Source organism: Paeniglutamicibacter sp. GQ140 (assembly GCF_059759235.1).
The window spans coordinates 1-13,151 of the sequence record NZ_JCAXDW010000018.1 but is presented as its reverse complement, the minus strand read 5'-3'; the positions used below and the strand labels follow the sequence as shown (position 1 = coordinate 13,151).

The following is a 13,151-nucleotide window of genomic DNA, read 5'->3' as shown; positions in this document are numbered from 1 at the left end:
CCCGGAAAAGCTGCCTCGAGGTGGTTCTCCGCCGCCGGGCTTAAGCAAATGCGGTGCCGGAACCATTCAATGGTTCCGGCACCGCATCGGGCCGTGGCTTTGGGCTGGGCGTCGCTACTCGGCCAGCAGGCCGAGCACGTCCGGCAGCCACATCGAGAGCTGCGGGATGAAGGTGACGACGAAGAGCATCGCGACCAGGGCCAGGAAGAACGGCACCAGGGCCCTGATGACCGGTTCGGCGCGCAGCCCCGCCACCCGGGCGCCCACGAAGAGCACGTTGCCCACCGGCGGGGTGATGGTGCCCAGGCACAGGTTGAACGTGACCATGATGCCGAAGTGGATCGGGTCCACGCCGAAGGTGGTGACGATCGGCAGGAAGATCGGCACGAAGATCAGGATTGCCGGGGTCGGGTCCATGAACGTGCCGACGATCAGCAGGATCACCATGATCAGGATCAGGATCATGGTCGGGGAATCGGTCAGGCCGAGCAGCCCCGAGGAGATCGCGGCCGGGATGCCGGAGAAGGCCATGACCCAGGCCATGATCGTGGATACGCCGACCAGCAGCATGACGATGGCGGTGGTCAGCGTGGCATCGATGAGGATGCGCGGCAGGTCACCGACCTTGATGGCCTTGTAGATGAAGCCCAGGATCAGGCAGTACACCACGGCGATTGCCGCTGACTCCGTCGGGGTGAAGACGCCGGCGAGGATACCGCCGATGACGATGACGATCATCAGGATCGAGGGCACCGCGCGCCAGATGGTCAGCAGTGCCACCGGCAGCGCGACCTTGGTGTGGTTCTTCAGCTCCGGGCGCTTGCGCACGTAGAGCCAAACCACCAGCATGCAGGCCAGGGCCCACAGGATGCCCGGGATGTAGCCGGCCACGAAGAGCGTGGCGATCGAGGTGCTGGAAACCAGCGAGTACACGATCAGGGTGTTCGACGGCGGGATCAGCATGCCCGAGGGTGCCGAGGCGATGTTGACGGCCGCGGAGAAGTTCCTGTCGTAGCCTTCCTTGCGCTGGCGCGGGCCGATGACCCCGCCGACCGCTGCGGCCGAGGCGACGGCGGCACCGGAGACCGAACCGAAGAGGGCGTTGGCCACGACGTTGGTCTGGGCCAGGGAGCCGGGGGTGCGGCCGACCAGGACCTTGGCCGCATCGATGAGGCGCCCGGCAATGCCGCCGTTGTTCATCAGCACGCCGGCCAGGATGAAGAACGGGATGGCCAAGAGGGTGAAGGAGTTGATGCCGGTGAACATCCGCTGTGCGGAAACGAAGGCTGCTTTTTCCACGCCGATGACCGCGGCCACGGCCAGGAAGGCCGAGATGCCGACGGCGACGGCGATCGGGACGCGTGCCAGCAAGAGCACGGCGATGCCGACAACCAGGACAATGCCTGCTACAAGTGCTGCATCCAAAGCTAGATCGCCTCCCGGATTTCTTCGTCGTTGTCGTTGGGCAGGCCGCGTCCGTGCAGCGCCTCAACCAGGTGGTAGATGGCATAGAAGGCCGTGACGACCCCGGAGATCGGCAGGGCCAGGTACATGGCGCCGATGTTCAGGGGGAGGCCGGAAATCTTCTGGGACCAGGTCAGGTCCACACCGCGAATTCCGCCATAGACCAGGACGAACACGGCGAAGAGCAGGATGACGACCTGGACGAAGACCTCGGTGGTGCGCTTTTCGTTGATCTTGAGGGCGCGCACCAGGAAGTCCACGGCAATGTGGCCGCGGTCGGAAAAGACATAGGCGGAACCGAAGAGGGCCAGCCAGACAAAGAGGTACTGGGCCAGCGACGTGGTCCAGGTGGCCGGGTCGTGCAGGACCTGGCGGCTGAAGACCTGCCAGCAGACCACCAGCACGAGGAAGCTGAAGAGAATGACGCACAGCCACTTCAGCGTGACATCAAGAACTGCCTTGATTGCGTTCACTTGCCGGCCTCCTTGATGTCCTCGTACAGCGCGTGGGCCTTTTCGCCCTTCAGGGCGCCTTCGACCACTGGGGCCAGGGCCTTGCGGAATGCCTCGTCGTCGACGTCGTTGAACTTGGATCCGGAGGCGGTTGCCTTGTCGATGGCCCCCTGCGTGTCCGTCAGCCATAGCTTGACGTGCTCGTCAACGGTCTTCTGCCATTCGGCTTCCAGGATCTTGCGGTCCTCCGGGTTCATCTTCTCCAGGAGCTCCGAGTTGATGAGCATGTAGTCAAGGCCCACCAGGTGGCGGGTGCGGGCCACGTACTTGGCAACCTCGTTGTGCTTCTGGGTGGTGTACGAGACCTCGTTGTTTTCGGCCCCGTCCAGCACGCCCGACTGCATGGCTGTGTAGACCTCGCCGTAGGACATCGGGGTGGCCGAGCCGCCCATGGCATTGAGCATCGCGATGTGGATGTCGGATTCCTGGACGCGGATCTTCATGCCGGCCAGGTCTTCCGGCGTCTTGATGGGGCCCTGGGCCGTGTAGAGGTTCCTGTCGCCCTGGGTGAGTCCGCCCAGGACCGTGAGGTTCTTTGATTCCTCGAGCGAGGAGAACAGCTCGCCAACGATCTGCGGGTTGCGCAGCACGGAGATCTGGTGGTCGATGCTGTTGAAGACCGTCGGGAGGTTCAGCGTGGCGAACTCGGGGTTCAGGTTTTCCAGCTGGGTGCCCGAGGCGATGAGCATGTCGACGGCGCCGTCGGAGACGAGCTGGATGACTTCCTGCTGGGCACCGAGGGTTTCGTTGGGATAGACCTTGATGTCCCAGCGCCCGTCGGTGGCCTGCTTCAGTCGTTCGCCGAAGCCGGTCAGGGCAATGTAGGACGGGTGGGTTTCTGACTGGTTGAGGGAAAGGACCATGGTCTTCCCCTCCTCTGCGGTGCCCGAGATACCAGCGGTGCACGCACTTAGGCCAAGTACGGCCGCTGATGCCAGGGCGACGGCTCGCAATAAGCGAAGTTTCATCTCTGGAGGCTACTTTCCGGCCGGCGAGGGGGCCACGTTGCCCCATTGCCCTTGCGAGGCGATGCCTGCAAAGGCATCTCCCGGCCACATTGACGGTTGCATTGATGATGTACGCCACAGTGCGCGGGGAGCCAATTGTTGCCACTAGTTGCCACAGACTTTCAACTATTGGCCGGGCGCGCAAGGATAGGGGTGTGACCCCCAGGCCCGAAGAACCCCGTCCGGCAACCATCTACGATGTTGCGCGCATCGCGGGAGTTTCCGCATCGACCGTTTCGCGGGCCTTTGCCCGCCCGGGGAGGGTCAGTTTCGCCACGGCCGAACGCATCCGGAAGGTCGCCGACGAGATCGGCTACCAGTCGGTGAGCGTGCGCCGCCCCATGGCCCAGGGACGAAGCCGGCGCGGGACCATTGCCCTGGTGGTGGCCGACATTTCCAACCCGGTGTACTTCGAGATGATCCGCGGCGCCGAGGAGGAGGCCGCCCTGAACGGCTACACCATGCTCCTGGCCCACACCCGGGAATCCGGGGTCATCGAGCGCGAGGCCATCGAACGGTCCATGGACATCGTGGACGGGATCGTGCTCAGCAGCTCGCGCATGTCCGACGCGGCCATCCGCGCCATGGCCAAGCAAAAGCCCACGGTGGTGATGAACCGCGGGGTCAAGGGCGTGGCCAGCGTGATCACCGACAATGTGCGCGGGGTGCGCCGGGCGATCGAGCATTTCAGGGAGCTGGGACACCTGGAGGTTTCCTACCTCGCGGGCCCCGAGGCCTCCTGGGCCGACTCCATGCGCTGGGGGGCCGTGAAACAGGCGGGCCTGGAGCTCGACGTGCGGATCACCAAGGTCGAATCCGCCGCACCCACCATGGACGGCGGGGCGCGGGCGGCGGACAAGGTCGCCACGGGCAAGGCCACAGCGGTGCTTGCCTACAATGACCAGCTGGCGCTCGGGCTCATGCGCAGGCTGCAGGCCAACGGCTTCGGCGTTCCCGAGGACTTCTCGATCATCGGCTTCGACAACTCCTCGGGCGCCTCGTTGATCGTGCCGGGACTTTCCAGCGTGGCCGCCCCCCTGCACGCCCTGGGGGCCACGGCCGTGCGCAGCCTTTTGGCGATCTCGCGGGGCGCGGTTTCCACGCACGAACAGGCCGTGGTGCTGCCGACGAGGTTGGTGCTGCGCGGCTCCACGGCACGCCCCCGCGGCTAGGGGAAAACCGCGACTCCGCGGTAGTGGTGCAACTCATGGCAACTTGTTGCCAATACCTGCCAGAGATACGGACGATCAATACATGCCTTCCTCGATTGCGAACCACCCCGATCGGCTTTTGCCCGCAGACCCCGGTGTCCGCGAGATAGCCCGGTCGCTCCACAAGGACGTGGAAAACCTGCCCATCATTTCGCCCCACGGCCACGTGGACGCGGCGATGATCGCCAACGACACCCCGTTCCCTGACCCCACCGCCCTGCTGCTGAGCCCGGACCACTACGTGACGCGCCTGCTGCACGCCAACGGCGTCCCGCTTCAGCAGCTGCGCGTCGGCGGCACCTCCGAGGTCGGCGCACTGGATGCCTGGCGCACCTTTTGCGCCAACTGGAAGGCCTTCGACGGCACCGCATCGGGGTACTGGCTGCGCCAGGAATTCGTCGACGTCTTCGGCATCGACGACCTTGACATCCGCGAGGAAACCGCCGAGGCGACCTTCAAGGCGCTGCAGGCGAAGATCGACGAGCCGGGCTTCCGCCCGCGCGCACTGATGGACTCCTTCAACATCGAGGTCATGGCCACCACGGACGACCCGCTCGATGACCTGGCGGCGCACCGCGCACTGGCGGCCGACGCGTCCTTCGCCTCCCGCGTGCTGCCGACCTTCCGCCCCGACGCCTACATCAAGTTCTGGGGCGCCGACTTCGCCGCCAAGGCCGACGCGCTGATCCAGGCCGCCGGCCAGGGGGCCACCGGATACGACGGCTACCTGGCCGCGATGGCCAACCGCCGCGCGTACTTCGTCGAGCACGGGGCGGTGTCCTCGGACCACGGTTCGCACTCGGCCGCCACGCTGAAGCTTTCCCGCGACGAGGCCGCCGCGCTCTTTGCCAAGGGCATGGCCGGCACCGCCAGCACCGCCGAGGCCTTCGCCTTCGAGGCGCACATGATGTACCAGCAGGCCGCCATGGCAGTGGAAGACGGACTGGTCATGACGATGCACCCGGGCGTGCACCGCAACACCCACTCCGCCACGCTGAAGACCTTCGGCCCGGACACCGGCCACGACATCCCCTTCGCCGTGGACTTCGCCACCGGACTGCAGCCGCTGCTCAACGACTTCGGCACCGCCAAGGGCTTCCACTTCATCCCCTTCACCATCGACGAGACGGTGTTCTCCCGCGAGATCGCCCCGCTGGCCGGGTTCTACCCGTCGGTGTTCATCGGCGCCCCCTGGTGGTTCCTGGATGCGCCGGATGCCATGATGCGCTTCCGCTCCGCGGTCACCGAGACCGCCGGCTTCTCCCGCTCCTCGGGCTTCATCGACGACACCCGCGCCTTCTGCTCCATCCCGGCGCGGCACGACGCCTCGCGCCGCGTGGAGGCATCCTTCCTGGCCCGCCTGGTCGCCGAGCACCGGATCACCGAGGAACGCGCCCACGAGATCATCGTTGACATCGTCGACGCCGCACCGCGCCGGGCCTTCAAGCTGTGAGCGCCGGAACCGTGGCAACCCGCGAACTGAACCGCACCACCCACCCGGCCGCCAAGGCCGAGGTCCGCATCGTGCACATCGGCCTGGGCGCCTTCCACCGCGCCCACCAGGCCTGGTACACCGCCAAGGCGAACGACGGCTGGGGGATCGCGGCCTTCACCGGACGCAGCGCCACCGCCGCCACCGAGCTCGCCGCGCAGGACGGGCTGTTCACGCTGATCCGGCGCGAGGCCGAGGGCGACACCTTCGAGGTCATCGACTCCATCGTGGAGGCGCACGACGGCAATGACATGGCTGCCCTGACCACGCTGCTGGCCAGCCCCTCCACCGCGATCCTCACCCTGACCATCACCGAGGCCGGCTACAAGATGGCGGCCGGCGCCGGCGAACCGGCCCTTGACCTCAACGACGCGGCGGTGCGCTCCGACCTGTCGGTGCTGCGCGAGCGCTACGACGCCGGGCTCTTCGCCAGCTCCGCGGCGGACTTCGGGCAGCTGCGGCTCTCCACCCCGGCGGCGCGGATCCTGGTGGGCCTGGCGGCCCGCCGCTCGGGGGACGGCTGGCCGCTGGCCATCGTCTCCTGCGACAACTTGCCGGGCAACGGCGCCGTCACCCGCGCCGGCATCCTGGGTTTTGCGCAGTCCGTGGACGCCGAGCTGGCGCGCTGGATCGACGCGAACGTGTCGTTCGTCGACACCTCCATCGACCGCATCACCCCGCGCACCACGGACGCCGACCGCGCCACCGTCGCGGAGCAGACCGGCTTCGCCGACGTGTCCCCGGTGGTCACCGAGCCGTTTTCCTCCTGGGTGCTCTCCGGTGACTTCCCGGCCGGGCGTCCGGCCTGGGAAAAGGCCGGCGCGCAGTTCGTCGAGGACCTCGAGGCCTTCGAACGCCGCAAGCTGTGGCTGCTCAACGGCGCCCACACGCTGATGTCCTTCGCCGGGCAGCTGCGCGGACACGCCACCGTCGCCCAGGCCCTGGCCGACCCGGCGGTTTCCGGATGGGTCGAGGAATTCTGGGACGCCGCCTCCGCGCACCTGACCGAGCCGGAACTCGCCGTCCCCGCCTACCGCCAGGCCCTGCGCGAACGCTTCGAAAACCCGCGCATCGCCCACAACCTGGCCCAGATCGCCACCGACGGATCGATCAAGCTCGCCGCCCGGGCGCTGCCGGTGTTCCGCGCCGAGCGGGAAGCCGGGCGCGACGGCATCGCGGCCTTGCGCCTCCTGGCCGCCTGGTGCGACCAGCTGGCCGCGCAGCACGCCTCCGGCACCGCAGTTGCCGATGCGAACGCAGCCGCGCTGGAAGCGGTTCTCGCCGATTCGTCGATCGGCGCCGGGACCCCGCAGCAGACCGCGGCACTGGTGGCCGTCGTCGATGCGGAGCTGTCCCGGGACGCCGACACGATCGCCTCGATCCATGCCCTGCGCGGGCGCTTTACCAACTGACTTTTCTCCCCGCCACCACCGGTGCACCGTAGCACCGGGCATTTGAAAGGATTGCCATGAAAATCATCAAGGCAGAAGTATTTGTGACCAGCCCGTCACGCAACTTCGTGACCCTCAAGGTCACCACCGAATCCGGCCTGGTCGGCATCGGCGATGCAACCGTGAACGGCCGCGAGCTTGCCGTCGCGTCCTATCTCAAGGACCACGTCGCCCAGCTGCTCATCGGCAAGGATGCGCACCGCATCGAGGACACCTGGCAGTTCCTCTACCGCTCCTCGTACTGGCGCCGCGGGCCGATCACCATGGCAGCCATCGCCGCGGTGGACATGGCCCTGTGGGACATCAAGGGCAAGGCCGCGAACATGCCGGTCTACCAACTGCTGGGCGGCGCCTCGCGCAACGGCCTGCGCGCCTACGGCCACGCCTCGGGCACCGACACCGAGCAGCTCTTCGACTCGATCCGCGAGCACCTGGAACTGGGCTACAAGTCCATCCGCGTGCAGACCGCCGTCCCGGGCATCAAGGCCGTCTACGGCGTTGCCGCCCAGACCCAGGCCTCGGGCGAACGCTACGACTACGAGCCGGCCGGCCGCGGCGCCTACCCGGTGGAAGAGGACTGGGACACCCGCGCCTACCTGCGCCACCTGCCCACCGTCTTCGAGGCCGTGCGCAACGAATTCGGCCCTGAGATCCCGCTGCTGCACGACGGCCACCACCGCATGACCCCGATCCAGGCCGCCAAGCTGGGCAAGTCGCTGGAGCCCTACGACCTGTTCTGGCTCGAGGACTGCACCCCGGGCGAAAACCAGGAGGCGCTGCGCCTGGTCCGCCAGCACACCACCACCCCGATCGCCATCGGCGAGGTCTTCAACACGATCTACGACTTCCAGTCGCTGATCAAGGAACAGCTCATCGACTACGTGCGCGCCGCCTCCACCCACTTCGGCGGCATCTCGCCGCTGAAGAAGGTCATGGACTACGCAGCCCAGTACCAGGTCAAGTCCGGCTTCCACGGCCCGACCGACATCTCCCCGGTGGGCTTCGCCGCCCAGCTGCACGTGGGCCTGGCCATCCACAACTACGGCATCCAGGAGTACATGCAGCACTCGGACGCCACCAACACGGTCTTCGAGCAGTCGATGACCTTCGAGGACGGCTACCTGCACCCGGGCAACAAGCCGGGCCTGGGCGTCGAGTTCAACGAGGAAGCCGCGCTGTCCTACCCGTACCAGCAGGCCTACCTGCCCTACAACCGTCTCATCGACGGCACCGTCCACGACTGGTGAGCGCCGGAACCATGGAAGCCGCCACCGACAACGCCGTCAACGGCGCGGCAGTCACGCTGCACCGGGTCATCGTCATGGGTGTCTCCGGCTGCGGCAAGTCCACCGTGGGCGAGCTCTTGGGCGCGGAGCTGGGGGCGGGGTTCCTCGACGGGGACTCCCTGCACCCGCAGTCGAACATCGACAAGATGGCCGCCGGGCACCCGCTGGACGACGAAGACCGCGAACCGTGGCTGCGCGAGGTGGGCGAACGCCTTGGCTCGGCCGAACCCGGGTCGATGGTCATCGCGTGTTCGGCGCTCAAGCGCTCCTACCGCGACCTGATCCGCTCCGAGGCGCCGGGTACCGTGTTTATCCACCTGCACGGCACGGTCGAACTGCTCACCGAGCGCATGAGCGCCCGCCCCGGGCACTTCATGCCCGTGGGCCTGCTCGAATCCCAGTTGGCCACCCTTGAGCCGCTGGAAAGCGACGAGGCGGGAGTGGTGCTGGACATCGCCGCCACGCCCGCACGGCTGGCGCAGGAAGCCGCCGCCTGGCTGGACGCGCGGGCCTAGGCCAAGGCCGCCGCGGCCCGAAGGGCACGGTGCCGGAGGGAGAAGTCCCCGGCACCGTGCCCTTCGCCGTTTCCAACCGGTGCTTGGCCCCGGCACGCGGGCATGGAAGAGTTGGTGGCGCGCTGCCGGACGCCGGCGGGCCACCGGACGAAGGGGAATGGGCAATGCTCGTGCGCAACGTGAGGCCATGGGGCCGGGACCCGGTGGACCTTGAGCTCGCCGACGGGCGGATCTGCGGCATCGCCCCGCACAACCCGGATCTCCCCGTGGCCGCCGGAATCGACGGCCGGGGCCGTCTGGCGCTTCCGGCGTTCTCCGATGTCCATGTGCACCTGGACTCGACCCGGATCGGGCTGCCGTTCCGCGAACACACCGGGGCTCCGGGGGTCTGGGGCATGATGCTCAACGACCGCAACAACTGGCGCCACGCCGAGGTTCCGCTGCCCGAGAGGGTCGAGGGGACCCTCCGGCGCATGATCGCCCACGGCACCACCCGGGTGCGCAGCTACGCGCAGATCGATGTCGACTGCAAGCTGGAAAAATTCGAGGCGGTGCTTGCAGCCAAGGAAAAACTTGCCGCCAGCGCCGACGTGCAGATCATGGCCTTCCCGCAGGCTGGACTGCTGCTCGAGCCCGGAACGGTTCCCTACCTGGAGGAATCACTGAGGCTCGGGGCCACCGTGATGGGCGGCATCGACCCCTGCCAACTGGACCGTGACCCGGTGCGGCACCTGGACATCGTGTTCGGATTGGCGGAGAAATACCAGGTGGACGTCGACATCCACCTCCATGAGCCCGGCCACCTGGCGTTTTTCAGCACCGAACTCGTCATGGAACGCACCCGGGCACTGGGCATGGAGGGACGGGTGACGCTGTCCCACGCCTACGAGCTGGGCAATATTTCGGAGGCGGCCACGGCCCGCGTCATGGAGGGCATGGGGGACCTGGACATTTCCTGGGCAACAGTGGCCCCGGCGACCTCGGGCAGGCAGTTCAACCTGGCCGCGATGACCTCGGCGGGCATCCGGGTGGGGCTGGGCGAGGACGGCCAGCGCGACTACTGGAGCCCCTACGGGGACTGCGACCTGCTCTCGCGCACCTGGCAGCTGGCCTTCACGCACGGGTTGCGGCAGGACGAACTGATCGAACATGCCGCGGCCATTGCGACCTGGGGCGGGGCGGGAATCATGGACCGGGGCCTGGCCCGGCTGGGCTCGACCACCGACCGCCCGGGCCTGGCCGTGGGGGATCGCGCCGACCTGGTGTTGCTCGCGGGCGAAACCGTGACCAGCGCCGTCATGGACCGCGGGTCCGACCGCACCGTCATCCACGATGGGCGCGTGGTGGCGGACCAGCTGGAGCTTGCCTAGCCGGGGTCGCCGGTGCAGCGGTGGCAGTGCCCGGATGAACCGGGCACTGCCACCGTGACTTGGCTACGGATCAGTCTTCGTGCGGCCCGGAGGCAACGAACGAATCCTCGCCGACGCGTCCCTCGCGAAGCTCGGCCAGGATCTCGGCCACCGAATCATGTTCCACATCCGGGCGGAACGGGAACGATGCCACGTCGCCGGGACGGGTGATTCCCGTGTGGACCAGGATTGTCAGCAATCCCGCCTCCATGCCCGCGACGATGTCGGTGTCCATGCGGTCCCCGATCATCGCGGTGGTTTCCGAATGCGCGTCGATCCGGTTCAGGGCCGAGCGGAACATCATCGGGTTCGGCTTGCCGACCACGTACGGGGCGCTGCCGGTGGCCTGGGTGATCAGCGCCGCGACGGAACCGGTGGCAGGAAGCAGGCCCTCGGGCGAGGGGCCGGTGACATCCGGGTTGGTGGTGATGAAGCGGGCGCCGCCGGCGATCAACCGGATGGCCTTGGTGATGGCCTCGAAGGAGTAGGTGCGGGTCTCGCCCAGCACCACGTACTCCGGGTCCTGGTCGGTCAGGATGAAACCGGCATCGTGCAGCGCCGTGGTCAACCCCGCCTCGCCGATCACGAAGGCCCGGCCGCCCGGCCGCTGGCGGCGCAGGAACTCCGCGGTTGCCATGGCCGAGGTCCAGATGTTGGCCTCGGGCACGTCCAGCCCGGAGGAAAGCAAGCGCGCGCGCAGGTCCCGCGGGGTGTAAATCGAGTTGTTGGTCAGGACCAGGAAGCGTTTTCCGGAAGAGACCCAATGCGCGATCATGTCCGCGGCGCCGGGGATGGCCTGGTTTTCGTGGACGAGCACCCCGTCCATGTCCGTGAGCCAGCATTCAATGTCATGGACGTTGCGTGGTTCATGCGTTGACACGTGTGGGTGTTCCTTTCGAGAGGTTACCTGCTGCCACTAGTCTTTCAGGTTTCCCGGCATTGCACGAAGCCCCGGGCGGACCTAGAGCCAATTGTTCTTCTTGAAGATGGCAAAGAGTCCCACCCCGAGGGCGACCATCAGCCCGACCGCGGCCGGATAGCCAAAAGTGAAGTCCAATTCAGGCATGTGCGTGAAGTTCATGCCGTACACGCCGGTGACGAGGCTCGGGGCAAAGAGGATGGCGGCCCACGCCGAGATCTTCTTCATCTGCTCGTTTTGCGCCAGTCCCGCCTCCGTGGCCCGCTGCGAGGCCAGCGTCGAGGACAGCGACAGCGCGTTGGTCAACAGGGCGCGGAAGGAGGTAATGCGCTCGGTGAGCCGGATCGCGTGGTCCTGGACGTCGATGAGCTTGCGGTCAAGTTCCAGGGCGTCGTCCTCGGAAATGTCGCTGAGCCTGAAATCCCTGCGCAAGCGGGTGAGAACGTCCTCCAGCGGCGCGAGCGCGCGCTGGAATTCAATGACCTCCCGGGACAGCTCGTAGATGCGCCGCGAGACATTCGGGGTCCCGGAGAAGAGCTGGTCCTCGATCTCGTCGATGTCGTTGCTCAGGCCCGCAAACACCGGCTCGTATTCGTCCACGACCTGGTCAACGACCGCGTAGAGGACGGCCTCGGGACCGATCGCCAACAGTCCGGCTTCGTCCTCGAGCCGGTGGCGCACCTGCGCCAGTTTGGGAGACTCGGCATGGCGCACCGTCACCACGAAGTCGGCACCGACGTAGACGTGCAATTCCCCGAACTCGACCTTTTCCGATTCGTCAATGTAGCGGGCCGGTCGAAGCACCACAAAGAGGTGGTCGCCGTAGTGCTCCAGCTTGGGACGCTGGTGGCCGGAGAGCGTGTCCTCCACCGCCAGTTCGTGCAGGCCCAGCTCCTCGGAGACTTCCCGCATTTCCGCTTGGTCGGGTCGGTACAGTCCCAGCCAGGCCATGCCGCCGGACTCTTTCATGGACTCGAACGTGGAGCTGAGGTCCGGAGGATGGATCACGCGCTTGCCCTTGACGTAAATCGCGTTGTCGATGATGGGCATGGACCCCTCCTTGCATGTAGGGCCGGGCAGGAAATCCCGGCGGGCGAATCGTGCCTTAGGTTAGTTTGCCATCAACCGGCCGCAGGCCGGTGCGCGCGTGCTTTCCCGACCTGGTGTTTTAGTGCGGGAATCCGGTGCGGGACCATTGGCGACTACCCTTGAGGAGTGACTTCCGCCGTTGAATCCCCCGCACCAGAGCCCACCGAGTTCGATCCCGTCCATGAGGAACGCCCCGAGGTGGGTGTCGGCCCGTGGGAGGGCGAATTCCCCGCCGGCGACCACTTCGACCGTGAGCTGCTGGAACTGGGGGACAGGCGCAACGTGGCCGACAAGTACCGCTACTGGTCCATGGAGGCGATCATCGCCGACCTCGACGAGCGCCGCCACGACTTCCACATCGCCATTGAGAACTGGCAGCACGACATGAACATCGGCACCGTGGTGCGCACCGCGAACGCCTTTCTGGCCAAGGAGGTGCACATCATCGGCCGCCGGCGCTGGAACAAGCGCGGGGCCATGGTCACCGACCGCTACCAGCACGTGCGCCACCACCCGACGGTCGAGGACTTTGTCGCCTGGGCCCGGGAGGAGGGGCTGGCGATCATCGGGATCGACATTTTTCCCGACTCCCAGAAGCTGGAAACCTATGCACTGCCGCGAAATTGCGTGCTGGTTTTCGGCCAGGAGGGGCCGGGCCTCAGCGAGGAAGTCCACCAAAGCGCCGAGGCGACGTTGTCGATCGAGCAGTTCGGATCGACCCGTTCCATCAATGCCGCCTCGGCCGCCGGAATCGCCATGCATGCGTGGATCCGTCGGCATGTTTTCGACCAGTCGG

The 13,151-nt window shown here is 66.8% G+C and carries 12 protein-coding genes; 7 read left to right on the top strand and 5 right to left on the bottom strand.

What is annotated here, in order from left to right:
- Positions 1–114: 114 nt before the first annotated feature.
- From AC6CHY_RS18885 to AC6CHY_RS18875, 3 genes are read right to left on the bottom strand one after another with little or no spacing between them, the layout of a single operon-like run.
- Positions 115–1,425 (bottom strand): TRAP transporter large permease, encoded by a 1,311-nt coding sequence (locus AC6CHY_RS18885; RefSeq protein WP_217388897.1) that lies wholly within the window; start codon positions 1,423–1,425, stop codon positions 115–117.
- A 2-nt stretch (positions 1,426–1,427) separates the two neighbouring features.
- Positions 1,428–1,937 carry a TRAP transporter small permease gene (locus AC6CHY_RS18880; RefSeq protein WP_217388896.1) on the bottom strand — a complete coding sequence of 170 codons (510 nt, stop codon included), beginning with the start codon at positions 1,935–1,937 and terminating at the stop codon, positions 1,428–1,430.
- On the bottom strand, positions 1,934–2,839 hold the full coding sequence (locus AC6CHY_RS18875; RefSeq protein WP_498227829.1) for a TRAP transporter substrate-binding protein: 906 nt from the start codon (positions 2,837–2,839) through the stop codon (positions 1,934–1,936). Before AC6CHY_RS18875 ends, AC6CHY_RS18880 begins: the two co-directional genes overlap by 4 nt.
- A gap of 299 nt (positions 2,840–3,138) precedes the next feature.
- On the opposite strand from AC6CHY_RS18875, the gene AC6CHY_RS18870 reads away from it, so the two are divergent.
- The 6 genes from AC6CHY_RS18870 to AC6CHY_RS18845 all read left to right on the top strand — a co-directional run bounded on the left by AC6CHY_RS18870 (position 3,139) and on the right by AC6CHY_RS18845 (position 10,308).
- Complete coding sequence (locus tag AC6CHY_RS18870; protein WP_336245086.1) at positions 3,139–4,155, top strand: LacI family DNA-binding transcriptional regulator; 1,017 nt, start codon at positions 3,139–3,141, stop codon at positions 4,153–4,155.
- 82 nt (positions 4,156–4,237) lie between these two features.
- A complete protein-coding gene (gene uxaC / locus AC6CHY_RS18865) occupies positions 4,238–5,647 on the top strand; it encodes a glucuronate isomerase (RefSeq protein ID WP_498227827.1) in 1,410 nt (469 codons plus the stop codon).
- Positions 5,644–7,098: a mannitol dehydrogenase family protein gene (locus tag AC6CHY_RS18860; protein ID WP_498227825.1), complete on the top strand. Its 1,455-nt coding sequence runs from the start codon at positions 5,644–5,646 to the stop codon at positions 7,096–7,098. Before uxaC ends, AC6CHY_RS18860 begins: the two co-directional genes overlap by 4 nt.
- Positions 7,099–7,154: 56 nt before the next feature.
- On the top strand, positions 7,155–8,384 hold the full coding sequence (gene manD / locus AC6CHY_RS18855; RefSeq protein ID WP_217388892.1) for a D-mannonate dehydratase ManD: 1,230 nt from the start codon (positions 7,155–7,157) through the stop codon (positions 8,382–8,384).
- Complete coding sequence (locus tag AC6CHY_RS18850) at positions 8,381–8,938, top strand: gluconokinase (protein ID WP_498227823.1); 558 nt, start codon at positions 8,381–8,383, stop codon at positions 8,936–8,938. The genes manD and AC6CHY_RS18850 overlap by 4 nt, the downstream gene beginning before the upstream one ends.
- Before the next feature lie 164 nt (positions 8,939–9,102).
- Complete coding sequence (locus AC6CHY_RS18845; RefSeq protein WP_498227821.1) at positions 9,103–10,308, top strand: amidohydrolase family protein; 1,206 nt, start codon at positions 9,103–9,105, stop codon at positions 10,306–10,308.
- A gap of 70 nt (positions 10,309–10,378) precedes the next feature.
- Here the strand turns inward: AC6CHY_RS18845 and AC6CHY_RS18840 are convergent, their stop codons facing one another.
- Together AC6CHY_RS18840 and corA are read right to left on the bottom strand one after the other, a co-directional pair.
- Complete coding sequence (locus AC6CHY_RS18840; RefSeq protein ID WP_498227907.1) at positions 10,379–11,173, bottom strand: HAD-IIA family hydrolase; 795 nt, start codon at positions 11,171–11,173, stop codon at positions 10,379–10,381.
- Between the two features lie 135 nt (positions 11,174–11,308).
- Positions 11,309–12,316: a magnesium/cobalt transporter CorA gene (corA, locus tag AC6CHY_RS18835; RefSeq protein ID WP_217388890.1), complete on the bottom strand. Its 1,008-nt coding sequence runs from the start codon at positions 12,314–12,316 to the stop codon at positions 11,309–11,311.
- A gap of 165 nt (positions 12,317–12,481) precedes the next feature.
- Here corA and AC6CHY_RS18830 point away from each other — a divergent pair.
- The coding region (locus tag AC6CHY_RS18830) for a TrmH family RNA methyltransferase (protein WP_498227819.1) at positions 12,482–13,151 on the top strand (670 nt) is incomplete at its 3' end.